Raw genomic sequence first — 21,999 nt, 5'->3', positions numbered from 1 at the left:
TGGCAAGCGCCGTCAGGCCTGGAGCAGGGTCGCATTGCCGCCCGCCGCCGTCGTGTCGATACAGACCGCGCGCTCGACCGCGAAACGGGCGAGGTAATGCGGGCCGCCCGCCTTGGGACCGGTTCCCGACAGGCCCTCTCCGCCGAAAGGCTGGCTTTCCACGACCGCGCCGATCTGGTTGCGGTTGACGTAGAAATTGCCCACGCGCACGCGCGCCTCGACGAACCGCCGGGTCGCGGCGATGCGGCTGTGGAGGCCCAGTGTTAGGCCGTATCCGGTCGCGTTGATGTCCGCGATGACCTGCCCGAGATCCTGCGAGCGGAATCGCGCGACGTGGAGCACGGGACCGAAATTCTCGCGGGTGAGCTCTAGGATCGAATCCACCTCGATGATGGTCGGCGCGACGAAACAGCCCCTGGCCGTATCGTCGGGCATGGGACAGCGCATGACGTGCCTCCCGCTCGCCTCGCTGCGCGCGACGTGCCGTTCGAGCGCGGCCTGCGCGTCGGGATCGATCACGGGCCCGACATCGGTCGAGAGATGCGCGGGGTCGCCGACATTCAACGCCTCGAACCCGCCGCGGATCATCTCCAGCATCGAATCCGCCACGTCCTCCTGCAGATAGAGCACGCGCAGCGCCGAACAGCGTTGACCCGCGCTCTGGAAGGCGGAGGCGACGACATCGCGCACGACCTGTTCGGGCAGCGCGGAGGAATCGACGATCATCGCGTTCTGCCCGCCGGTCTCCGCGATGAAGGTCGCGATCGGACCTTCGCGCCCGGCGAGCGTGCGGTTGATCGCGCGCGCGGTCTCGGTCGACCCGGTGAAGGCGACGCCCGCAAGCCGCGGATCGGCGGTGATGAGCTGGCCGACCTCGCCCGCGCCGGGGAGAAGCTGGAACGCTTCGGGCGGGATGCCCGCCTCGTGGCACAGCTTCACCGCGAGTGCGGCGATCAGAGGGGTCTGTTCGGCGGGCTTGGCGATCACCGCATTGCCCGCGGCCAGCGCGGCCGAGGCCATGCCGGTGAAGATCGCGAGCGGGAAGTTCCACGGCGAAATCGTCGCGAACACGCCGCGCCCGTGAAGCGAGAGCGTGTTTTCCTCTCCCGTAGGCCCCGGCAGGCGGATCGGCGGGCCGAACTGGCGGCGCGCCTCGGATGCGTAATAGCGCAGAAAATCGACCGCCTCGCGCACTTCGAGCACGCCGTCGAGCAGGGTCTTGCCCGCCTCGCGCGTGGCGAGGCTGAGGAATTCGGCCGTATGCGCCTCGAACAGGTCGGCCGCTTCCTCGAGCAGGAGCGCGCGCCTTTCCCCGCCGAGCGAATCCCAGCCGGGCTGGATCGCGCTCGCCCGGGCGAAAGCGTCCTCGACTTCCTGCGGGGTCGCATCGCGGCGCTTGCCCACTTCGACCGTCAGGTCATGCGGCATAGTAATCGGGGCGATCTCGCCGCTTTCGGGGCCGGGGAAGGTCGGTCCGGCGTAATATTGCCTGTCCGCCAGCCGGTCGATCTCGGCCTGCAGGGGGCCAAGCACCAGCGGGTCCGACAGGTCGGTGCCCGCGCTGTTGAGCCTGCCGCCGCGATCCGCGCCGAAAATGTCCTTGGGCAGCGCGATCGCCGGATTGCGGCGCGGCTTCATCGCGGCGAGTTCGGCGACCGGATCGGTGACGAGCTCTTCGGCCGCCACGTCGGCATCGCCCATGCGGTTGACGAAGCTGGTGTTCGCCCCGTTTTCCAGCAGGCGGCGCACGAGATAGGCGAGCAGTTCCTTGTGCCCGCCCACGGGGGCGTAGATGCGCACCGGGGTCCGGGCATTGCCTTCGACTTCGTGGAGCGCCTCGAACACTTCCTCGCCCATGCCGTGGAGACGCTGGAATTCGAAGGGTCTGGATTGTGCCAGCTCCTTCACCACCGCCACGGTGTAGGCGTTGTGGGTCGCGAAGGCGGGGTAGATCACGTCATCATGTTCGAACAGGCGCGCGGCGCAGGCGAGGTAGGACACGTCGGTCGCGATCTTGCGGGTGAAGACGGGGTAATCGTCGTAGCCGCCGACCTGGCTGATCTTGATCTCGCTGTCCCAATAGGCGCCCTTGACCAGCCGCACGAACAGCTTGCGGCCATGGCGGCGGGCGAGCTTGGCGATCCAGTCGCACAGCGGCACGCCCCGCTTCTGGTATGCCTGGATGGCAAGGCCGAAGCCTTCCCAGCGGCTCCCGTCGGCGCGCGTGAAGATGTCGTCGTCGCGAATCAGCGCCTCGATTATGTCGAGCGAGACTTCGAGCCGTTCGGCCTCTTCGGCGTCGACGGTGAAATGGATGTTGGCATCGCGCGCCTTCATCGCCAGCGCCTTGACGATCGGCGTGATCTCGGCGCGCGCCTGTTCCCTGTGGAAATGGGTGTATTTGGGATGCAGCGCGGACAGCTTGACCGAAATGCCGGGAGAGGAGCCGATTGCGCCGGTGGCTTCGCGCGCAAGGCGTTCGATCGCGCGTTCATAGGCGACGCGGTAACGTTCCGCATCGGCATAGGTCATCGCCGCCTCGCCCAGCATGTCGAAACTGTGGGTGAGGCCCTTTGCGCGTTCGGGCGCGGCGCGCTTCAGCGCTTCTTCGATCGTGCGGCCGAACACGAATTGCCCGCCCAGAATGCGCATCGCCTGCAAGGTGGCGCGGCGGATGACGGGTTCGCCGAGCCGGTTCATCGCGCTTTTCAGCGTGCGGCCCATGCCCTTCTGGTGTTCCTCGGGCCGCTCCAGCACCTCGCCCGTCAGCATCAGCGAGAAGGTCGCGGCATTGACGAAGGTCGACGAGCTTTCGCCGAGCCGCTCGCCCCATTCGATCTCGGCGATCTTGTCGCGGATCAGCGCATCGGCGGTGCGCGCGTCGGGCACGCGCAGCAGCGCTTCGGCCAGGCACATCAGCGCGATGCCTTCATCCGTGTCGAGCCCGTATTGCTGCAGGAAGGCGTCGATCCCGCTCGCGCTCTGGGCGCGCGCGCCCTCGATCAGGCGGATCGCTAGCGCGGCTGCCTCGCCCGACAGCTTGCGCGCGGGGGCGGCCTGTTCGAGCCGTTCGGCGATGCAGGCTTCTTCCTCGGCGCGATAGGCGCGGCGAAGTTCGGCGCGGTCGAGCATGTGGGTCGTGCTTTGCGGGATGTCGGGCGTAGTCAAGTCGTGGGGGATCCTTCATTTCGCGAAGATTCGCGGTGTTGACAGCAAAATCGCATAGGGGCGGGGGCGCGATCAAGCTTTGTGGAAGAGAAGCGTTTGAGCGCGATCAAGGTTTCCGGCACCGGAACGCGCGATGCAGGCCCCGCATTGATAGGGCGCCCCCGGCAAGCCGCATCGCGAATACGGGCATCGGACAGGCGATCATTGACAAAGCCAGCGCTTCGGGCGAAATTTGTCCGGACAAATTCAAAGGGTGACATCATGGCCAGCGATCTTCCTCCCCCGTATACCGCGCTCACCCGGCACGAGATGATGCCGCGCACGACCCATGACGAGGCGGCGCGGTTCAATTTCCTCACCCATTTCAATCGCTACCTTTCGGGCAGCATCGGAAGCGGCAACAAGCTCGCCTATGAAAAGCGCGTCCTGCCCGCCTTTCGCGCCGAACACGGGCGCGATCCGGACCATCGCTATGAAATCCGCGATGCCATGAACCGGGATCAGTGGCACCGGATGTGGTCGGCGCTGAAGCGCAATTCGATGGAGATGCGCCAGCATTTCGGGCGGCAGGTGGTGCTGCGCCAGCTCGACGAACTCGATGCCATGGCGCGGCAGTACAACGAACATTCCGGGATGCTCGAACTCGATGCGAGCGTGGAGCAGCCCTCTTACCAGACCGCGGTCGACATCCACTGCCAGCCCGGCGGCTATCACGGCGGGGAGCGCGCGGGCGATGTCGCGGTCGGCGCGAATTACGATGTCGGCCTGTTCGCGACTGTCGGCGGCGCATTGGGCGGGCTCAACGATGGCGGCGGTCAGGCCGTGGTCGACTGGGTCAAGGCCGAGCGGCCCGATTGGAAGCCGCGCCGCATTCTCGATATCGGCTGCACGATCGGCCACAATGCCGTGCCGATCGCGCAGGCCTTCCCCGAGGCGGAAGTCATCGCGATCGACACCGCGGCGGCGAGCTTGCGCTATGGCGCGGCGCGCGCGGCGGCGCTGGGGGTGAAGAACATCCGTTTCGTCCAGGCTTCGGGGGAGGACCTGTCGCGCTGGGCCGACGGGCATTTCGACTGGGTCCAGACGACGATGTTCCTGCACGAGCTTTCGGCCAAGGCCATGCCGCGCATCATGGAAGAGGCGAACCGCGTGCTCGCGCCCGGCGGGCTGATCCTGCATATCGAGCAGCCGCAATATTCCGATGACATGCCGCTGTTCGAACAGTTCATGCGCGACTGGGACGCCTTCAACAACAACGAGCCGTTCTGGTCCGCCATGCACGGGCAGGATCTGAAGGAGGTCATGGCGAAGGCCGGCTTCCCGCGCGATGCGCAATTCACCGCCGGGGTGCGCGCGGTGGTCGATCCGGAAATCTTCCCGCCCTCGCCCGATGACGGGGAAGAGGATTTCGGCCGCGCCGCGATCTGGAACGCCTATGGCGCGTGGAAACCGATCGCGCAGGAGCAGGCCGCGTGAGCGAGGACGGCGAGCCGTTCGACTGGGTCGCGGCATCGGGGCGCAAGGCCAGGGGCAAGCGGCCCGAATATTTCGACGACCCCGCGCTCGACCGGCTCTATTCCACCGTCTTCGCGCTCGCCGCAGAGGTATCCGCCCTGCGCGAGAGGCAGGATACGGTCGAACGCCTGCTCGATGAAAAGGGCACGATCAGCCGCGCGGACATCGAACGCTACGAGCCCGACCGCACCGCCGCCGAAGAGCGCGGCCTTGCAACGCGCGCCTATGTCGCGCGGATCATGCGCGGTTTCCAGCAGGAGGTCGAGGCGATGGAAGCCTCAGACCCGCCGATCATGGACATCGTGGAGAAGCTTTCGCGCGAATAGTCCCCCGCGGCCCGGCCGCTCTTTCATCGTTCACCTGGGGAGGGGGACATGGAATTCCTGTATCTCAATGAGCTGTCCATCCTCAGGTGGATCCACATCCTCGCCATGGTCTACTGGCTGGGCGGGGAATGGGGCGTGTTCCAGACGAGCTATCACGTCACCAATCCCGCGCTTTCGCTGGAAGAGCGGCGGCGGCACATGGAAACCGCCTATCGCATCGACATCCTCGCGCGCACCGGCATCGTCCTGCTGCTCCCGCTGGGGCTGCACATGGGCAAGATCTACGGCTTCGTGCCGCTGCTCGAAGGGGCGGGCGTGTGGCTCATGTGGCTGTTCTTCGCCGTCTGGCTGGCGATGACCTGGACCGCCTTCATCAAGCGCGAGACCGATATCGGCATCAAGGTCACCCGCGCCGAGGAATTGCTGCGCTACCCGCTGATCGCCGCCCTGTTCATCTTCGCCGCGATGGCCTTTGCCGGGACCGGGCCGATCCAGTCGGGCGAGGGCAATGACTGGTATCCGGCTAAGATGGCGCTTTATGCCTTCGCGCTCGTCATCGGGCTGTTCCTGCGGCTTGTCATGCGGCGCTGGACCGAAAGGTTCCGGGTGCTCGCCGCCGGTCCGGACGCGGCGCAGGAGGCCGCGCTGGCGCAGGAGATCGGCCTCGCGCGGTGGTCGGCCTATGTCTACTGGATCACCATCGCCTCGGTGTGTTTCCTCGGGGCCGTGAAGCCCTTCTGAAGGAGAGAGCAATGCCCGCCTACATGATCGTCACCGCCTCGATCCGCGACCGCGAGGCCTTCGTCTCGGGCTATGGCGCGCGCGCGGCCGAGCTGATCGGGCAGTTCGGCGGTGAATATTTGCTGCGCGGGCCGGGCGCCGAATGCCTCGAGGGCGATTTCGGAGAGGGCGCGAGCATGGTCATCTCGAAATGGCCCGATCGCGAGGCAGCCAGGCGGTTCTGGAATTCGCCCGAATACGCCGAGGCGAAGAAGCTGCGCGAGGGCCTCGCCGACGTGCAGGTGCTGCTGATCGACGGGCCGGATATCAGTCCAGTATCTGATTGAGCTCGATCAGGATGCCGTCCGGGTCGAAGAAATTGCACCCCATCACCCGGATCTCCGCACCCCCGTCGCGGCCCGGATAGACCTGCAGGCGCGGTTCGGCGGTGAAGGTGACGCCGGGAACGTCCTTGGCCGCGGCGCAGCGCCCCTCGACATCGTCGGTGTTGAGCACCAGCACGACATCGCCCGGCCCCATGCGCTTGGGGTAATCGTCCGCCGGGATGGGGGGGCTGGTCCATTCCATCAGGCCGATCCAGCCGACCCACGGGTCATTGGCGTTCAGCAGGACGAGCCGAGCGGTCGCCCCCGGCTCACCTGCGGGCAGGGCGACGCCGCTGGTGGTGACGGTGGTGTCGTAATTGACCTCGAGCCCGATCACGTCGCGATAGAGGCGAAGCGATTTCTCCATGTCGCGCACGATGATCGTCGCACGGCGCACATCGGTCGGCAGGCGCTCTTGCGGAGCCTCCACCCCGGCGGCGCGCGGGGCGCTGGCTGGCGGCGGCGTTTCGTTGCCGATATTGACGCTGCATCCCGCCAGCAGCGTGGCACAGCCCAGCACCACCATCCTCATGCGCTCTCTCCCACTGCGCCGCCCGCGATCAGCGCGGCGATCCTGTCCTCGTCATAGCCGAGGCCTGCCAGCACCTCGCGCGCGTCGCGCCCCGGTTTGGGCAGGTGCTGCGGGGCGCCGATCCTCTTGCCGTCCATCTCGAGCGGGATGGTCGGCAGGCGGACCTCGGTCCCGTTGTCGAGCGTCACGTCCTCGAGGCCCCCTTGGGCAAGGTGCGGATCGTCGAACATGTCCTGAGGCTTGCCGATCGGCGCGAAGGGCAGGCCCGATCCGTCGAGCTTCGCGATCACCTCTTCGCGCGTCATCGTCGCGACCAACTCGCGGATGACGGGCAGGATGCGGTCGCGCGCATCGACCCGCGCGTTGTTTTCGCGCAAGCTTTCGTCCGCCCACAATTCGTCGAGGCCGAACAGCTTGCAGAACTTCTCCCACAGCGCATCGGTGACGACGCCGATGAAGACGGGCTCGTCCTTCGTCTCGAACACGTCGTAGATCGCCCAGGCGGAAACGCGCGCGGGCATGGGCGCGGCGGGCGTGCCGGTCACGGCATACTGCGCCATGTGCTGGCCGACGAGGTAGATCGTCGTCTCGAACAGGCTCGCGGTGACTTTCTGCCCGCGTCCGGTGCGGTGGCGTTCCTCCAATGCGGCGAGAATGCCGATGACGCCGAACATTCCGCCGGTGACGTCGATCACGCTCGCCCCGGCGCGCAGCGGCTTTCCGGGAGGGCCGGTCATGTAGGCGAGCCCGCCCATCATTTGCGCGACCTCGTCCAGCGCCGTGCGCTGTTCGTAGGGTCCGGGGAGGAAGCCCTTTTCGGAAGCATAGATCAGGCGCGGATTGGCCTTTGCGCAGCTTTCGTAATCGAGGCCCAGCCGGTCGAGCGCGCCGGGGCGGAAGTTCTCGACCAGCACGTCCGCCCCCGCGACGAGGTCCTTCGCCACCGCGATGCCCTCCTCGCTCTTGAGGTCGAGGCAGATCGAGGCCTTGCCCCGGTTGTACATCGGGAAATAGCCCGCGCCCGAACCCTTCAGCCGCCGCGTGCGGTCGCCTCCGATCGGCTCGATCCGCACGATCTCGGCGCCGAGGCCTGCGAGGATGTGCCCCACCGTCGGCCCCATCACCATGTGGGTGAATTCGACGACCTTGATGCCCTTCAGCGGCTGGGGAGCGCTCATGCCGCGGCCCTCTGCTTGTAATCGAGCATCGGCCCGGCATCGGGGGTGAAGCCGTAGAGCGGCTCGCCCGGCAGCGCCTCTTCGACGATTCTGCGCACCTCCAGCAGTTTTTCGAGGTCGATCCCGGTCTTCAGCCCCATCGCATTGAGCATCAGGACGAGGTCCTCGGTCACGAGATTCCCGCTCGCACCGGGCGCAAACGGGCAGCCGCCGAGCCCGCCCAATGAGGCATCGAAGGTGGTGATCCCTTCCTCCAGCCCGGCCACCACGTTCGCGAGGCCAAGCCCGCGGGTGTTGTGGAGGTGGAGCGTTGTCAGCCTGTCCGCGCCCACCGCCGCGCGCACCTTGCGGGTGAGCCTGCGGACCTGCGCCGGGTCGGCATAGCCGGTCGTGTCGGACAGGGAGAGTTCCTCGGCCCCCGCTTCCACCGCCTTTTCGGCGAGGCGCACGACCTGATCCTCGGCAACCGCGCCCTCCATCGTGCAGCCGAATGCGGTGGACAGGCCGACCGCGAAATGGATGTCATGTTCGCGCGCGATGGCGGACGCCGCCGCGATCTCCGCGATCATGGCGGGATGGTCCTTGCGCACGTTCTTGATCGAGTGCGTCTCGCTCATCGAGAAGGGGATGGACATGGCGTGCACCCCTGCCTCGGCGGCGCGGCTCGCACCTTTGGCGTTGGGGACGAGCGCGACGACGTTCAGCCCCTCGATGCCGCGTGCAAAGGCGACCAGTTCGGCGGTGTCGGCCATCTGCGGGAGCAGCTTGGGCGGCACGAAGCTGCCGACCTCGATCTCCTTCACGCCCGCCGCCGCTTCGGCCGCGATCCAGCGTTTCTTGGCTTCCAGGGGCATCACCCGGTCGATCGATTGCAGCCCGTCGCGCGGGCCGACCTCGGATACGAGGATGTCGGTCATTGCGTTCTCTCCAGGTATACCCACGGGCGCGCCTTGCGGTCGGCCCCGGTCCATGCATCTATCGCCGCGCCCTGCGTCAGCGTGAGGTCGATCGCGTCCAGCCCATCGGCCAGCATCCGCTTCGCTTCCGGGTCGATCTCGAAGGGGTGGACCTCGCCCCGGCAGCGCACTTCCTGCGCGGCGAGATCGATTTCGACCACTTGGCCCGCGATGCTCTCCAGCACCTCGCGCGGGAGGGCGACGGGGAGGACGAAATTGCGGATGCAATTGCCGCGAAATATCGGCGCGAAGCTTTCGGCCAGAACCGCGCGAAAACCGTATTCGGCAAGCGCCCAGACCGCGTGTTCGCGGCTCGACCCGCAGCCGAAATTGCTGCCTGCGACGAGGATGGTCGCGTTGCAATATTCGGGGCGGTTGAGGACGAAATCGGGATCGGGCGTGCGCGCATCGGCATCGCTGTAACGCCACGGCGCGAACAGCCCGTCCGCCAGCCCGGTGCGCCCGGTCGAGCGCATTTCGCGGCTGGGAATGACCGCGTCGGTGTCGACATTGTCGGCGAGCCCGCCGACGTGATTGGGGTTGTCGGCGAGCCTGTCGAGATGGAGCGGCGCGGCAATGCCCGTCAGCGGTTGGGGGAAGGCGGTCATGCCGGTTCCTTCGCGCGCGCATATTCGCGCGGGTCCGCAATGACGCCCGCAATCGCGCTCGCCGCGACGGTTTCGGGCGAGGCGATGTGGGTGCGGATGCCGGGGCCCTGACGCCCTTCGAAATTGCGATTGGTGCTTGAAATCACGCGCGATCCTTCGGGGAAACCCTCGCCGCCGGCATAGAAGCACAGCGAACACCCGCTCATGCGCCATTCGAACCCGGCCGCGGCGAAGATCGCGTCGAGCCCCTCCGCCTCGGCCGCGCGCTTGACCGAAAGCGAGCCGGGGACGACCAGCGCCTTCCTGATCGAGGGGGCGATATGGCGGCCCTTCAGGATGGCGGCGGCCCGCCTGAGGTCGCTGAGGCGCGCATTGGTGCAGCTGCCGATGAAGGCGGCATCCACCGGCGTCCCGGCGAGCGCTCTGCCCGCTTCAAGGCCGATATAATCATGCGCGCGCGCCGGGCCCTGCGGGACGGCGGCGGTGACGGGGATGGTATGTTCGGGGCTCGTCCCCCAGCTCACCATCGGGGCGATGTCGGCGGCCTCGATCACGATCTCGCGGTCGAAGGTCGCGTCCTCGTCCGAGCGGAGCGTCTGCCAATAGGGATCGTCGAAATTGTCCGGCGCATAGGGCCGCCCCGCGAGATATTCGAAAGTCGTCTCGTCCGGCGCGATCAGGCCGGTCATCGCGCTGAATTCGGTCGCCATGTTGCACAGGGTCATGCGCGCTTCCATGTCGAGCGCGGCGACCGCTTCCCCGGCGAATTCGACGACATGGCCCGCGCCCCCGCCCGCGCCGTGGCGGGCGATCAACGTCAGGATCATGTCCTTCGCCGTCACGCCGGGCGCAAGCGCGCCCTTGAAGGTCACGCGCATGGTCTTCGGCTTTTCGAGGCGGAGCGTGCCCGTCACCATCGCGTGTTCTGCCTCGCTCGATCCGATGCCCCACGCCAGCGCGCCGAAGGCTCCTTGCGTGCAGGTGTGGCTGTCGGGCGCGACGAGCGTCAGGCCGGGCAGGACGATCCCCTGTTCGGGCGAGATCACGTGGACGATGCCCTGCGCGCTGTCATTGACGTCGAACAGGGTGATGCCAGCCGCGCGGCAGGCGGCGCGGGTTTCGGTGATGAAGCCCTCGCCGCCCGGCATCAGCGTGCCGTCGCCGCGCCCGGGGCGGGTGTCGACGATGTGGTCCATCACGGCGAAGACCCGCGCGGGGTCGCGCACGGTGCGCCCCATCTCGGCCATGCGGGCGAGCGCGGCGGCCCCGGTGCGTTCGTGCAGGAACACCCGGTCGATCGCGACCAGCGCCGCTCCGCCCGCCGTGTCGGCGACGAAATGCGTGTCCCAGACGTGATCGAACAGGGTGCGTCCCATGACTGTCCTCAGGCGCCGTGTTTCGCCTTCATTTCCTCGTCAATTGTCTTCCAGTCCTTCGTCACGAAATGCTCCTGGATCGCGGTGCGCGTCTCCAGCTTTCCGTCGCGGATCCAGTGCCAGGTGCGGCAGCGATTCTTGCCGTCGTCGCTGATCTGGATCTGCTCGTAAAGGTAGAGCGAGGGATCGCCGGTGCGCTGCCAGTAGAGCATCATCGTGCGGTTCTTATCATCCAGCGGCACTTCGGCGGCCCAGCCCTGGATCAGTTCGTTGTCCCACCAGATGCGCCCGTCGCGATAGGACGCGGGGAAATCGCGCACTTCGGTCCTGCCGTCGGGCCAGGTGTAGTAATTGGTCTGGTGATAGGGGATCTCGTCGTCGCCCGTCATGCGGCACAGCAGGCGGCTGGCGTGTTCGTCCACCTTTTCGTTGTCGGCGTTGAAATAGGTGTAGGTCCCGTCCCACACCCCTTCGTGGCGGGCGAGGAGCGGCATTTCCTTGGCCATGTCGATCATTCACGTCTCTCCTTGGATTTGGGCAAGTGTGTCGTGCCAGCGGCGCGCGGCATCCCCGGCCCTGACCCGGGCGAGGGAGCGGGCGTGGACCGCCGGGGTGGCGATGGCTTCGGGGCTGAGCGGGACCGCGTGGGTCGCATTCGCTTCGTACCATGGTTCGAAAAAGGCCTCTGCCCGCGCGGTCTGCCATGCCCGCTGGAGATAGAGGCCGAACCGGTCGGGCGTCATGTCGGGATAGAGGGCTTCGGGGTCGCCCGGCGGCGGTGCGGGCCAGTCGATCCCCTGCGCGCCGAGCGCGTCGGCGGCGGCTTTGACGGCGGCGCGCATGTCGGCGAAATCGCTCGACTGGCCGTGGCCGGGCACATCGATGGCGAGCGCGCCTTCGCCCGGATCGGCCAGTTCGCGCGCCGGAGCGTGGAGCTGGAGCCGCCCGCCGCGCTTGCCTTTCCAGTGGATGAGGCCGTCATCCAGATGAAGCCAGCCTTCGTCCGCGTCCTCGGGCAGGGCGCCGCAGGGTGCATCGCCGACATGCTCCTGAAGGAAGGCGAGGCTCGTGTCCTGGTGTTCCTTCGGCGTCGCGACCTTCCGCGCGCTCCAGCTCGCGGGCATTTCGCCCAGCCGGTCGATATGCGCCTGGAGCGGGTCGCCGCCATAGGCGCTGATGAGGCAGGGCGGCACGTCTTCCCCTGCGGGCGGAATGTCGCGCGGCGCGCGCAGCACCGCGCCATAGCCCGCGCGGTAATGTTCGCCCGCGTCGAGCATTTCCGAAACCGTCTGCGCCACCTGCGCGACATCGGCATGGGCGATCGGCAGGCGCGCTTCCTCGCGCGTGTCGAACCACGGGAAGACCCAGCTCTGTTCGAGAATGCGGTTCCAGATCCAGGCCAGGTGTTCGCCATAGGGTTGCGGCACGAATTCGGGCAGGTAGCTTTCCCCGAAGATGCGCATTTCCTCCGGCGTCCAGATGGCATAGCCGCCGACCGCGAGACAGCGGAACGCCTGCGGCCTGCGCTTGATCGCGGTGACGAGGATGATGCCGCCCGAATGGAAGCCGTAAGCGGGGCAGGGCGCGATGCCGAGCGCGTCGGCGAACTCCATGATCGCATCGGCGAAGTCGCCGATTTCGGGGTTACCGGGGAGCGGATCGGACTGGCCGAAGCCGGGCGTGTCGGGCGCGATGCAGGTGAAATGCGCGCCCCATTCGCGCATCAGTTCGGCGTATTCGGCCGATGAGCGCGGGCTCTGGTGGACCATCAGCAGCGCCGGGCCGCTGCCGCAGCGGCGATAATGCACCTTTCGCGCCGGTTTCGGTCCGCGCGCAGGAATGGTGAGGACGTGACGGGTGATCTGGCGGGTGATCTGGCGGGTGATCTGACTGGGCAAGGAATCCCTCTCGCGGCTCGCGGGCTCAAGTTGTCCGGACAAATTTCACTCGACATGGCCTTACGCGGCTTTATTGTGCGCTGTCAAAGCGTAAAAACCGCCAGTCGGACACGTTCGTGGCGAGCCTCGTTCGCGTGTCGGATACGCGCCTATCGCGCCGACAAGGCACTGACCGCAGAGGGGAGCTTCATGACGGAACTCGTGGGAACCAAGATGGTCGAGGACGGGCGCACGGCGCGCGCGATCTTCGAAGAGGTGATGGCGAACCCCGCGCGCAAGAAATTCGGCTTCGGAGAGAAGCTCGCCATCGTCAATGTCGACGTGCAGCAGGCCTATACCCGCACCGACCTGTTCAAGACCGCCTACGAGACCGATCCCGATCAGATCGAATACATCAACACGATCAGCCGCCTTGCCCGCGAAAAGGGCATGCCGGTGATCTGGAGCCGCGTCGCCTACAAGGCGGACGCGGGCGATGCGGGCGTGTGGGGCACGCGCACCGATACCGAGGATTCCTTGCAGAACATCAAGTACGAAAGCGAACGCCACCAGTTCGACCCGCGCTGCGAGATCGACGGGCACGACCTGCAATATACCAAGCGCATGCCGAGCGCGTTCTTCGAAACCCCGCTCGCCAGCTATCTCGTCTGGCACAAGGTCGATACCGTAGTGGTGACGGGCGGCAGCACGTCGGGCTGCGTTCGGGCGACCGCGGTCGATGCGCTCTCCCACGGATATCGAACCATCGTTCCGATCGAGACCTGCGCCGACAAGCACGAAAGCTATCACTTCGCCAATCTCACCGACCTCCAGTTGAAATACGCCGATGTCGAGCCCGTGCAGGCGGTGATCGACTGGCTGGAGGCGCGCTGATGCAGGAAGGCGCGCCCGATCCCGGGCTCTACGATTACCACCCCAACAAGGGCCGCCCCAAGATCGAGTGGCCGGGCGGCAAGACCTGCGCCGTATGGGTCGCGCCCAATCTCGAATATTACGAGATCGACCCGCCGATCCATCCCAAGCGCAATCCCTGGCCGCATCCTGCCCCCAGCGTCGTCGGCTATTCCCACCGCGACCATTCCAACCGCGTGAGCCACTGGCGCATGGCCGAGGTGATGACCCGCCACGGCTTTCCCGGCTCGGTCAGCCTTTCGGTCGCCTTGTGTCAGCATCACCCTGAAGTGGTCGCCGACGCAGTCTCCCGCGGCTGGGAGTTCTTCAGCCACGGCATCTACAACACGCGCTATTCCTACGACATGACCGAGGAACAGGAGCGCGCGATCATCGAGGATTCGATTGCGACGGTCGAGGCCGCGACCGGCCAGCGCATCCGCGGCTGGCTCGCGCCGGCGCTGACGCATACGCCGCGCACGCTCGACCTACTCGCCGAATACGAATTCGACTATACCTGCGACCTTTATCACGACGATCAGGTGCAGGAGGTGAAGGTGGCTGAAGGCCTCTTGGCCTCGATCCCCTACAGCCTCGAGGTCAACGACCATTACGGCTTCTTCGTCTACAACATGAGCGGACGCGAATATGCCGAGACGCTGGTCAAGCAGTACGAAAGGCTGGCGGAGGAAGGCGCGAATTCGGGCACCGTCATGTGCATTCCGCTACACGCCTACCTGATCGGCCAGCCGCACCGGATCGGCCCGTTCGAGGAGGCACTGGAACACATCGCGAAGGACGGCCGCGCATGGCTCGCCACCGCGGGCGAGATCGTCGATGCGTGGCGTGAACAAATGGGGAGGGCCCAGCAATGAGCACCTTGCCCGAAAGCTACACCCAATACCCGAAGCGCCGCGAGGGCTATGACCACGACCTTTACGAATGGTCGAACCTGCATGAACGCCCGCCGGTCAAATGGCCCAAAGGCTCGGTCGCGGTGTGGCTTTGCGTCAGTCTCGAATGGTTTCCGATTGTCCCCGGCGGCCCGTTCAAGGCGCCCGGCCACATGGTCACCCCCTATCCCGATTACCGCCACTACACCGCGCGCGATTACGGCAACCGCGTGGGCGCATGGCGGATGCTCGAGGCGTTCGAGACAACGGGCGTGAAGGCGAGCTTCGCGACCAATGCCGCGATTGCCGAACGCTATCCCGAACTCATCGAGGCGGTGCAGGCCGGCGGGCACGAGATCATCGCTCATTCGACCGACATGAACGGCACGATCGATGCGAGTCTCGGCGACAAGGCCGAGCGCGAGCTGATCGGCGATGCGATGACGCGGCTGGAGACAGCGACCGGTGCGAGGCCAAAGGGCTGGCTTTCCATTGCGCGCCAGCAGAGCTTCCATACGCTCGACATCCTCAAGGCCGAGGGGCTGACCTATTGCTGCGATTGGGTGAATGACGAAATGCCCTATCGCTTTTCCAATGGCCTCATCGACCTGCCGCTGAACCACGAACTGTCCGACCGCCAGATCGTCACCGTCCAGCAGAAAAGCGCCGACAGCTGGGGTGAAAGCATGCGCGACGCCTTCGACTGGCTCGCGCGGGAAGCGAAGGAGAAAGGCGGCGGGCGGATGCTGCCGATCCACCTCACGCCCTACATCATGGGCCTGCCCTATCGCATCCATGCGTTCGAAAGCCTGCTTGCCGACCTGACGGGACGCGAAGAAGCATGGTTTGCGCGGGGCGAGGATATCGTGTCGGCATGGGAGCAGCAGCAATGAAGGCCCGCAATCCGCGCACCGGCGAGGAGGATTACGACTTCCTCGAAAGCTCGCGCGAGGAAATCGCCGCGACCGCCGCCCGGCTGCGCGAGGCGCAGGGCGAATGGGATACGATCGGCCCCGCCGGGCGCGCGGTGGTGCTCACCCGCTTTGCCGATGCGATCGACGCGCATGCCGCCGAAATCGCGGGCGCGCTCGCCGTCGATACCGGGCGCGGGACTGTCTCGATGATCGAGGTGCAGGGCTGTGCCGGGAACATCCGCCGCTGGGCGCAGCGCGGGCCGGAGCTGTTCGACCGGCTCGATGTCGAGGCGCATCCTTCGGCCACCCCCGGCGTGGAGATCGTCACCAATTACTCCGCCTTCCCGCTGTTCGGCGCGATCGCCCCGTGGAATTTCCCGGTGATCCTCAGCCATATCGACGCCGTGCCCGCTCTGATGGCGGGCTGCGCCGCGCTGGTGAAACCGTCCGAGGTTACGCCGCGCTTTGTCGAGCCGATGCGCAAGGTCCTTGCCGAAGTGCCCGAATTGCCGCTCGCCTATGTCATGGGCGCAGCCGATGTGGGGCAGGCATTGATCGAGGAGGTGGACTATGTCTGCTTCACCGGATCGACCGCGACCGGGCGCAAGGTCGCCGAGGCCGCGGCGCGCGCGCTGATCCCGGCCAATCTCGAACTCGGCGGCAAGGACCCGATGATCATCACCGCCAGTGCCGAGCCGGACTGGGCGGCAGGCGTGGCTTTGCGGGCAAGCGTCGTCGCGACAGGACAGGCCTGCCAGTCGATCGAGCGGGTCTATGTAGCCCGCGAAATCGCCGAACCTTTCCTGAAAGCGCTGGTCGCCGCGGCGGAACGGGTCGAACTGACCTGGCCCGATGCCGCGAAGGGCCATCTCGGCCCCTTCATCTTCGCCGCGCAGGCGGACAAGGTGCAGGCCCATATCGACGATGCGCGCAATCACGGCGCGCGGGTGCTGACCGGCGGCGAGGTCGAGGTGCTGGGCGGCGGCAAGTATCTGCGCCCGACCGTGCTCGCCGATGTCACGCCGCAGATGACGGTCATGCGCGAGGAAACGTTCGGCCCGGTGATCCCGGTGACGATCTATGACGATATTGAGGACGCGATCGCGCAGGCGAACGACACCGAATACGGCCTTTCGGCGGCGGTGCTGGCGGGTTCGCTCGACGAGGCGACGGCGGTGGGCGTGCGGCTCGATGCGGGTGCGATCTCGCTTCAGGACGGGGCGATGACGAGCTTTGTCGGCGATGCCACCAACCAGTCGCGCGGGTGTTCCGGCCTCGGCCCGAGCCGCATGGGCGACACCGGCATGCTGCGCTTCCTGCGCGAACGGGCGCTGATCCGCCAGATGGGCGATCCCCTGCCGATCGATGCCTATGCGGAGCGCGGGGAAGGCTGATGGGCAACCGCGCGGCGCTCGAAGCGGCGATGCCCGCAATGATGCTCCACGAAGGGTGGTGGGACGGCTGGTATCGCCATTACGACGCCGACGGCGCCTTGATCGACGCTCACAAGGTGAAGACCCATTGCGAATTCCCCGATGCGGGCGAGTGGCATTACATCCAGCACAACTGGCTGAGCTGGGAGGACGGGCGCCAGGCGACCTACGAATTCGGCGGCAGGCTGGAGGGCGAACGATTGTTCTGGGCGACCGACCGGTTCTCGGGCCATGGCTGGCAGACGGACGAGGACACGCTGATGCTGAAGCTCGACCGGCTGGACGTGCCGGGCGCCTGTTATGTCGAGATGATCAACATCGCCCCGGACGGACAGAGCCGCGCGCGGACCTGGCAATGGTTCCGCGATGGCGCCCCGTGGAAACGCACGCTGTGCGACGAGGAAAGGATCCCCGCCCCATGATCGCCGCCGCCTTCCTTCTCATCCTGCAATCCGCCCCGGTCGAGGCGGGCGTCGATGCGGGCGCTGCCCCGCCTCCGCCCGCATCGACATGCGATGCGCCCGTCTACATGGTGGTCGAAGGCCGCACGCTCGATCGGACACGCATGATCGCCTATGGCCGTGCGATTGCCGAAAGCCGGCTCTACGAACAGCTCGGCGGCTATTACGTCACCGTGCCGCGCCCGCTGGAGGTGTTCGAGGGCGAGGTCGCGCCGGACTACGTCAATCTGACCGTGCGCTTTCCCTGCATCGAGAATGCGCGGGCCTTCTGGAACAGCCGCGCCTATCGCGAGGATATCCTGCCGATCCGACAGGATCCCCCGGCGGGCGATTACACCGTCACCATCTATGCCGAGGCGCCGCTGCGCGAGGATATGGTAGGACGCGTGGGCGACAACCGTTTCACCGCCGATTTCTCGGGCGCCGAAATCGAGCAGGTGGATGAGCCCGTGGTCGGGCCGGAAGCAAGAGGAGACAGCGAATGAGTGTCGAACTCCAGCACCCGATGAAGGCGCAATCGACGCCGGACGAGATCGCGCGCGGGCGCTTCGTGTCGGGGATGCGCAGCCTCATATTGAACGACCTCGCCGCCGACATGGGCGCGGCCTATGAACGCCGCGCCGCCCCCGCGTTCCGAAAGGCGCACGGGCGCGATCCCGAAACCAGCCGTGAGGCGCACGAGGCGCTGCGCGGCGATCCGGCCTTCAACATCTATTCGGCTATGCGGGTGCAGGCGCAGAAGATGGTCTGGGCAAGCGTCGCCGACAGCGTCGAGCGCGAGGCGGAGCGGCTCGCCGAGGAGGCGCGCAAGGCAGAGGGGCCGGGCTCGCTCACGCTCGATCCCACGCTCGAGGTTCCCAGGAACGTCCACGCGATCGACGTCCACCTCATGCCGGGAAGCTATGTCCGGGGCGAGGACAGCCTAGAGGCGGGCGCGGTATACGACCGCGGGCTTGCCGTGTTCTCGATGGGGCTGATGGGGGCCAATCTCGACGATATCGGCCTTTCGATGAGCCGGTATGTGCAGCAGCGCTTTCCCGATTTCGCGCCCTCGCGCATCCTCGATACCGGCTGCACGATCGGCCACAACACCCTGCCGTGGAAACAGGCCTATCCCGAGGCGCAAGTGATCGCGATCGACGCCGCGCCCGGCCCGCTCGCCTATGGTTCAGCGCGGGCCAGGATGCAGGGCCAGGAAGTGCATTTCCAGCAGATGTGCGCCGACGATCTCGCTTTCGAGGACGAAAGCTTCGACGTGGTGTGGTCAAGCATGTTCCTGCACGAATTGTCGAAGAAGAGCCGCGCAAAGTGCTTTGACGAAGCCTATCGCGTGCTCAGGCCCGGCGGACTGATGATCCACATGGAATTGCCGCCGAACGAACAGATGGGCGCGTTCGAGGGATTCTATCTCGACTGGGACAGCTATTACAACAACGAGCCCTATTACAAGGGCTACCGCGACGAGGTCCCGCGCGACTTGTGCACCCGCGCCGGGTTCGGCGAGGAGGACTTCTTCGAATTCGTCGTGCCCTCGATCGGCATCTATGGCGAACAGGCGGTCACCGATGCGGCGAAGGGCGACCGCGCGGAGGGCGTCGGCCAGCAGACCACCGGGCGGCTTGCCGAAGGGGTGATGTGGTACGGTTTCGGAGCGTTCAAGAAGTGAGCGACGAACAACTCCGCCCCGAGGATGCCCCGCCGAGCCTTTATGACGAGCACGGCAACCCGCGCTTCTTCGCCGATCCGGCGATGGACCGCTTCGTCGCGGTGGTGATGAACCTCGCGCAGGAGGTCTGGGTGCAGGAGGAACGCCTGCTCGCGCTCGAGGAAGCGAAATCGGGCGAGACGGTGGATCGAGACGCGAAGGCGAAGGAATTCATCGACCGCGTCTTCGCGCCGATCCGGGGCGCTTGAGATGAAGGCCTGGGAAATCGGACCGCGTGGAGGCGTCGGCAGTCTGCGAATGGTCGACCGCGCCGATCCGGTCGCCGGGCCGGGCGAGCTGCTGGTCCGCGTGACCGCCGCCGGGCTCAATTACCGCGACCTGATGATCCTGCGCGGACACTATGGCTCCGACCTGCCCGAAACGCGCATTCCCCTGACCGACGGGGTCGGCGTGGTCGAGGCGCTCGGCGAAGGCGTCGAGGGCTTCGCGCCCGGCGACCGGGTCGTCGCGGCGAATTTCGTCGACTGGGATCCCGAAACGGGTTTCGGCTTCCACATCTTCGGGCGCGATATCGGCGTGACGATGGACGGCTGGCTCGCGGAAAAAATCGTCCTCCCGGCCAAGGCGATGGTGAAGCTGCCCGATGCCGTGTCCGACACGACCGCCGCGACGCTTGCGGTGGTCGCGGGGACCGTGTGGCACGCGATGATCGCCTTCGGGAACGCCGGGTCAGCCGACCTAACGGGCAAGCTCGTCCTCGCGCAGGGCACGGGCGGGGTCGCGGTCTTCGCGCTCCAGCTGGCAAAGGCGCTGGGGGCCGAATTCGCAATCACCTCGTCGAGCGACGACAAGCTCGCCCGCGCGCGCGAAATGGGCGCGGATTACACCGTCAATTACCGCGAGAGGCCCGATTGGGGCGCGGCGCTGACCGAGGCGACCGGCGGGCGCGGGGCGGATATCGTGGTCGACACGCTCGGCTTCGGCGCGTTCGAACAGACGCTTGCCGCGACCGCGCCCGAGGGGCGGATCGGGACATTGGGCGCATTGTCGGGATCGCCGCAGGACAAGGCCGATTTCGCGCAAGGGCCGATTCTGGGAAAGAACATCACGATCAAGGGCATCACCAGCGGCCATCGCGGCATGTTCGAGGCGGCGCTTGCGGCCATGGCCGAACACGGCGTCGAAACGCTGGTGGATGCCGATTTCGCGTTCGAGGACGCGCCCGCCGCCTATCGCCACCTCGAAGCGGGCGCTCACATGGGCAAGGTCATGGTGCGGGTCTAACGCTCCAGCTCGACCAGTTCATAACGGTTCATCATGTAACCGTCGATCGAGCCGTAGACGAGCACGTTGTCCTCGTCCGCGGTGACCCACATGTCGTAATCGGGGTGGGTTTTGCCGCCCATTCCGTCGGGCGCATCGTCGATGAAGCGGAAATGGCGGCAGGCGAAGGTCCCGGCGGCGACGGTCTTCTCCTCCTCGCCGACATATTCGAGCGTGATGAACACCTCGGAAATCTGCGGCGGGGTCGCCCCGCGATGGTCGGGTGAGGGGAGAAAGACGCGCAAGCGGCGCTTGTGGGGGCCTTTCGAGACATCCATGATCTTGGTCAGGAACCCGTCGCCCACGACCGGGTGCGTGCCGAAGCCGTCGAATTCGCCCACATCCTCGCGCACTTCCGAATTGCGCCCGATCGAAGGGCCGTAGCTTTCGCAGGAAATCGTGCCCGCCTGCGCATCGTGCCGCATCCAGCCCGAGCCGAGGAATTCATCGCCCAGCGTCAGGTGCACCAGCAGGTTCTGCGGCACCATGCCGGGGCCGATATGATAGGTGATGTTGCGCAGGACCGTGGGATCGGGCTCCTCGATCTCGCATTGCGCGCTCATGATGATCGAGCCGTCCGAATGGTGCGAGAAATTGAACCATTCGCGCCCGCGTTCCTTGCCCTGCCATTCGGGCTTGGTCGAGGTGTAGCTGATCCGCCCGCGAACGTTCCTGTGCTTCATCAAATCACTCCTGCCTTCATCAGCCGCTCGATCACCTCTTCCTGCGCGCGGGCGAAATAGTCGCGGTTCGGGATCGCCGGTTTGCCGTCCTCGATCATGCCGTCCGGCCCCTGAAAGGGTTCGGCGGCGGCGGCGTAGGCGGCGGCGAAGAGCGCGGGGCGCTGGCGGGCGAGGTAATTCGTCATCGCGGGCGTGCGGCGGGCATCTCGCAGGGAACCGAGGTCGATCGGCGCGAAGGCGGTGAAGGTTTCCCCGTCGCCCGATTGCGCGACCACGCGGCCCTTCCAGTCGACCACCTGGCTGTTCCCTTCAGCGCTCGACAGCGGCATCGCCGTGCCCGAAATTCCCGCCGTGTTGGCGCTGACGACAAAAGCGAGGTTCTCGAAGGCGCGCGCCCGTTTGGCGATGTCCTTGTTGGTCGCGAGCGGGGAGCCGATTTCCGACGAGCAATGGCAGAACACTTCCGCCCCGCGCAGGGCGAGCGCGCGGGCGATTTCGGGATAGAGGATTTCCTCCGACGCGATGGCGGCAAGGTTGCCGATCTCGGTGCGGGCGACGGGGAAAACGCCCTCCAATCCATACTTGTCGAGATAGGCCTCCCATACGTCGTGCGGGCTGGGCGCGAACATCGAGAGCAGGCGGCGATAGCGCAGCACCACCTCGCCATTGGGGGCGACGATGAACGAGGTCTGGAAATAGAAATCCGGGAAAGCCTCGTCGGTCTCGTAGGAATTGCCCGCAAGGAAGACGCCGAGCCGCTCCGCCACGCCGCCCAGCGCCTCGTATTCGGGGCCACCTGCGGCAAAGCCGACCTTGGCCGCGAAATCGGGGATGGAAATCCGAACCGGATAGGAGGTGAAGAGATATTCGGGCAGCACGACCAGCTTCACCGGCTTTCCGGCATAGCCCGCGACGAAGATAGCGCTGGTCCTGATCTGCCCCTCGATCTCGGCGATATGGTCGAGGATCGCGGCGCGCGCATCGTCGCTGCCGAGCCGTTCGAGCGAGCGCGCGGTCAATTGCATCGCCATGGCCGTATAGGTGCCGGTCTCAGTCACTTCGTGTCCTTCTG

Annotated in this window: 23 protein-coding genes; 13 read left to right on the top strand and 10 right to left on the bottom strand. The window is 66.4% G+C overall.

Annotated elements, in window-relative coordinates:
* Positions 1–12: 12 nt before the first annotated feature.
* Positions 13–3,132, bottom strand: a complete 3,120-nt coding sequence (putA, locus tag Ga0102493_RS14075; RefSeq protein WP_051697745.1) for a bifunctional proline dehydrogenase/L-glutamate gamma-semialdehyde dehydrogenase PutA — start codon at positions 3,130–3,132, stop codon at positions 13–15.
* 297 nt (positions 3,133–3,429) lie between these two features.
* Between putA and Ga0102493_RS14070 the strand changes: the two genes are divergently transcribed.
* Genes Ga0102493_RS14070 through Ga0102493_RS14055 form a run of 4 tightly spaced genes read left to right on the top strand, consistent with a single transcriptional unit; the run spans position 3,430 to position 6,076 of the window.
* Entirely contained in the window at positions 3,430–4,644 is a 1,215-nt protein-coding gene (locus Ga0102493_RS14070; protein ID WP_034902102.1) for a class I SAM-dependent methyltransferase, read from the top strand.
* On the top strand, positions 4,641–5,009 hold the full coding sequence (locus Ga0102493_RS14065) for a hypothetical protein (protein ID WP_034902243.1): 369 nt from the start codon (positions 4,641–4,643) through the stop codon (positions 5,007–5,009). The genes Ga0102493_RS14070 and Ga0102493_RS14065 overlap by 4 nt, the downstream gene beginning before the upstream one ends.
* Positions 5,010–5,057: 48 nt before the next feature.
* A complete protein-coding gene (locus tag Ga0102493_RS14060) occupies positions 5,058–5,750 on the top strand; it encodes a hypothetical protein (RefSeq protein WP_034902101.1) in 693 nt (230 codons plus the stop codon).
* A gap of 11 nt (positions 5,751–5,761) precedes the next feature.
* Positions 5,762–6,076 (top strand): DUF1330 domain-containing protein, encoded by a 315-nt coding sequence (locus Ga0102493_RS14055; RefSeq protein ID WP_034902099.1) that lies wholly within the window; start codon positions 5,762–5,764, stop codon positions 6,074–6,076.
* On the opposite strand, the gene Ga0102493_RS14050 is transcribed toward Ga0102493_RS14055, so the two are convergent.
* The 7 genes from Ga0102493_RS14050 to Ga0102493_RS14020 are packed head-to-tail and all read right to left on the bottom strand — an operon-like array spanning position 6,057 to position 12,663.
* A complete protein-coding gene (locus Ga0102493_RS14050; protein ID WP_081845571.1) occupies positions 6,057–6,647 on the bottom strand; it encodes a VOC family protein in 591 nt (196 codons plus the stop codon). The two genes, Ga0102493_RS14055 and Ga0102493_RS14050, sit on opposite strands and share 20 nt — an antisense overlap.
* On the bottom strand, positions 6,644–7,825 hold the full coding sequence (locus Ga0102493_RS14045; RefSeq protein ID WP_034902094.1) for a CaiB/BaiF CoA transferase family protein: 1,182 nt from the start codon (positions 7,823–7,825) through the stop codon (positions 6,644–6,646). Before Ga0102493_RS14045 ends, Ga0102493_RS14050 begins: the two co-directional genes overlap by 4 nt.
* Positions 7,822–8,742, bottom strand: coding sequence for a hydroxymethylglutaryl-CoA lyase (locus Ga0102493_RS14040; protein ID WP_034902092.1), 921 nt, complete (start codon positions 8,740–8,742; stop codon positions 7,822–7,824). The genes Ga0102493_RS14045 and Ga0102493_RS14040 overlap by 4 nt, the downstream gene beginning before the upstream one ends.
* A complete protein-coding gene (leuD, locus tag Ga0102493_RS14035) occupies positions 8,739–9,389 on the bottom strand; it encodes a 3-isopropylmalate dehydratase small subunit (protein WP_034902090.1) in 651 nt (216 codons plus the stop codon). The genes Ga0102493_RS14040 and leuD overlap by 4 nt, the downstream gene beginning before the upstream one ends.
* Positions 9,386–10,765, bottom strand: coding sequence for a 3-isopropylmalate dehydratase large subunit (locus Ga0102493_RS14030; protein ID WP_034902089.1), 1,380 nt, complete (start codon positions 10,763–10,765; stop codon positions 9,386–9,388). Before Ga0102493_RS14030 ends, leuD begins: the two co-directional genes overlap by 4 nt.
* Positions 10,766–10,773: 8 nt before the next feature.
* Entirely contained in the window at positions 10,774–11,280 is a 507-nt protein-coding gene (locus Ga0102493_RS14025) for a hypothetical protein (RefSeq protein WP_034902087.1), read from the bottom strand.
* A complete protein-coding gene (locus tag Ga0102493_RS14020) occupies positions 11,281–12,663 on the bottom strand; it encodes an alpha/beta fold hydrolase (RefSeq protein ID WP_051697744.1) in 1,383 nt (460 codons plus the stop codon). It abuts the gene before it with no gap.
* A 189-nt stretch (positions 12,664–12,852) separates the two neighbouring features.
* On the opposite strand from Ga0102493_RS14020, the gene Ga0102493_RS14015 reads away from it, so the two are divergent.
* The 9 genes from Ga0102493_RS14015 to Ga0102493_RS13975 are packed head-to-tail and all read left to right on the top strand — an operon-like array spanning position 12,853 to position 20,205.
* On the top strand, positions 12,853–13,536 hold the full coding sequence (locus tag Ga0102493_RS14015) for an isochorismatase family protein (protein WP_034902085.1): 684 nt from the start codon (positions 12,853–12,855) through the stop codon (positions 13,534–13,536).
* On the top strand, positions 13,536–14,429 hold the full coding sequence (locus Ga0102493_RS14010; protein WP_034902083.1) for a polysaccharide deacetylase family protein: 894 nt from the start codon (positions 13,536–13,538) through the stop codon (positions 14,427–14,429). Before Ga0102493_RS14015 ends, Ga0102493_RS14010 begins: the two co-directional genes overlap by 1 nt.
* Positions 14,426–15,340, top strand: a complete 915-nt coding sequence (locus tag Ga0102493_RS14005; protein ID WP_034902078.1) for a polysaccharide deacetylase family protein — start codon at positions 14,426–14,428, stop codon at positions 15,338–15,340. The genes Ga0102493_RS14010 and Ga0102493_RS14005 overlap by 4 nt, the downstream gene beginning before the upstream one ends.
* The gene (locus Ga0102493_RS14000) at positions 15,322–16,755 is read left to right on the top strand and encodes an aldehyde dehydrogenase family protein (RefSeq protein ID WP_034902076.1); all 1,434 of its coding nucleotides are present in this window, start codon (positions 15,322–15,324) and stop codon (positions 16,753–16,755) included. The genes Ga0102493_RS14005 and Ga0102493_RS14000 overlap by 19 nt, the downstream gene beginning before the upstream one ends.
* A complete protein-coding gene (locus Ga0102493_RS13995) occupies positions 16,755–17,216 on the top strand; it encodes a hypothetical protein (RefSeq protein WP_034902074.1) in 462 nt (153 codons plus the stop codon). Before Ga0102493_RS14000 ends, Ga0102493_RS13995 begins: the two co-directional genes overlap by 1 nt.
* Positions 17,213–17,740 (top strand): DUF1330 domain-containing protein, encoded by a 528-nt coding sequence (locus Ga0102493_RS13990; RefSeq protein WP_034902072.1) that lies wholly within the window; start codon positions 17,213–17,215, stop codon positions 17,738–17,740. The genes Ga0102493_RS13995 and Ga0102493_RS13990 overlap by 4 nt, the downstream gene beginning before the upstream one ends.
* The gene (locus Ga0102493_RS13985; RefSeq protein WP_051697741.1) at positions 17,737–18,921 is read left to right on the top strand and encodes a class I SAM-dependent methyltransferase; all 1,185 of its coding nucleotides are present in this window, start codon (positions 17,737–17,739) and stop codon (positions 18,919–18,921) included. The genes Ga0102493_RS13990 and Ga0102493_RS13985 overlap by 4 nt, the downstream gene beginning before the upstream one ends.
* Positions 18,918–19,169: a hypothetical protein gene (locus Ga0102493_RS13980; RefSeq protein WP_034902071.1), complete on the top strand. Its 252-nt coding sequence runs from the start codon at positions 18,918–18,920 to the stop codon at positions 19,167–19,169. Before Ga0102493_RS13985 ends, Ga0102493_RS13980 begins: the two co-directional genes overlap by 4 nt.
* Position 19,170: 1 nt before the next feature.
* Positions 19,171–20,205: a zinc-dependent alcohol dehydrogenase family protein gene (locus Ga0102493_RS13975; protein ID WP_034902070.1), complete on the top strand. Its 1,035-nt coding sequence runs from the start codon at positions 19,171–19,173 to the stop codon at positions 20,203–20,205.
* Here Ga0102493_RS13975 and Ga0102493_RS13970 read toward each other — a convergent pair.
* Together Ga0102493_RS13970 and Ga0102493_RS13965 are read right to left on the bottom strand one after the other, a co-directional pair.
* Positions 20,202–20,927 carry a DUF3108 domain-containing protein gene (locus Ga0102493_RS13970; protein ID WP_034902069.1) on the bottom strand — a complete coding sequence of 242 codons (726 nt, stop codon included), beginning with the start codon at positions 20,925–20,927 and terminating at the stop codon, positions 20,202–20,204. The two genes, Ga0102493_RS13975 and Ga0102493_RS13970, sit on opposite strands and share 4 nt — an antisense overlap.
* Positions 20,927–21,985 (bottom strand): nitrilase-related carbon-nitrogen hydrolase, encoded by a 1,059-nt coding sequence (locus Ga0102493_RS13965; protein ID WP_236922239.1) that lies wholly within the window; start codon positions 21,983–21,985, stop codon positions 20,927–20,929. The genes Ga0102493_RS13970 and Ga0102493_RS13965 overlap by 1 nt, the downstream gene beginning before the upstream one ends.
* Between the last annotated feature and the right edge of the window lie 14 nt (positions 21,986–21,999).

Source organism: Erythrobacter litoralis (assembly GCF_001719165.1).
GTDB classification, from domain to species: Bacteria; Pseudomonadota; Alphaproteobacteria; order Sphingomonadales; family Sphingomonadaceae; genus Erythrobacter; species Erythrobacter litoralis.
This window is presented reverse-complemented; position numbering and strand designations above follow the sequence as displayed.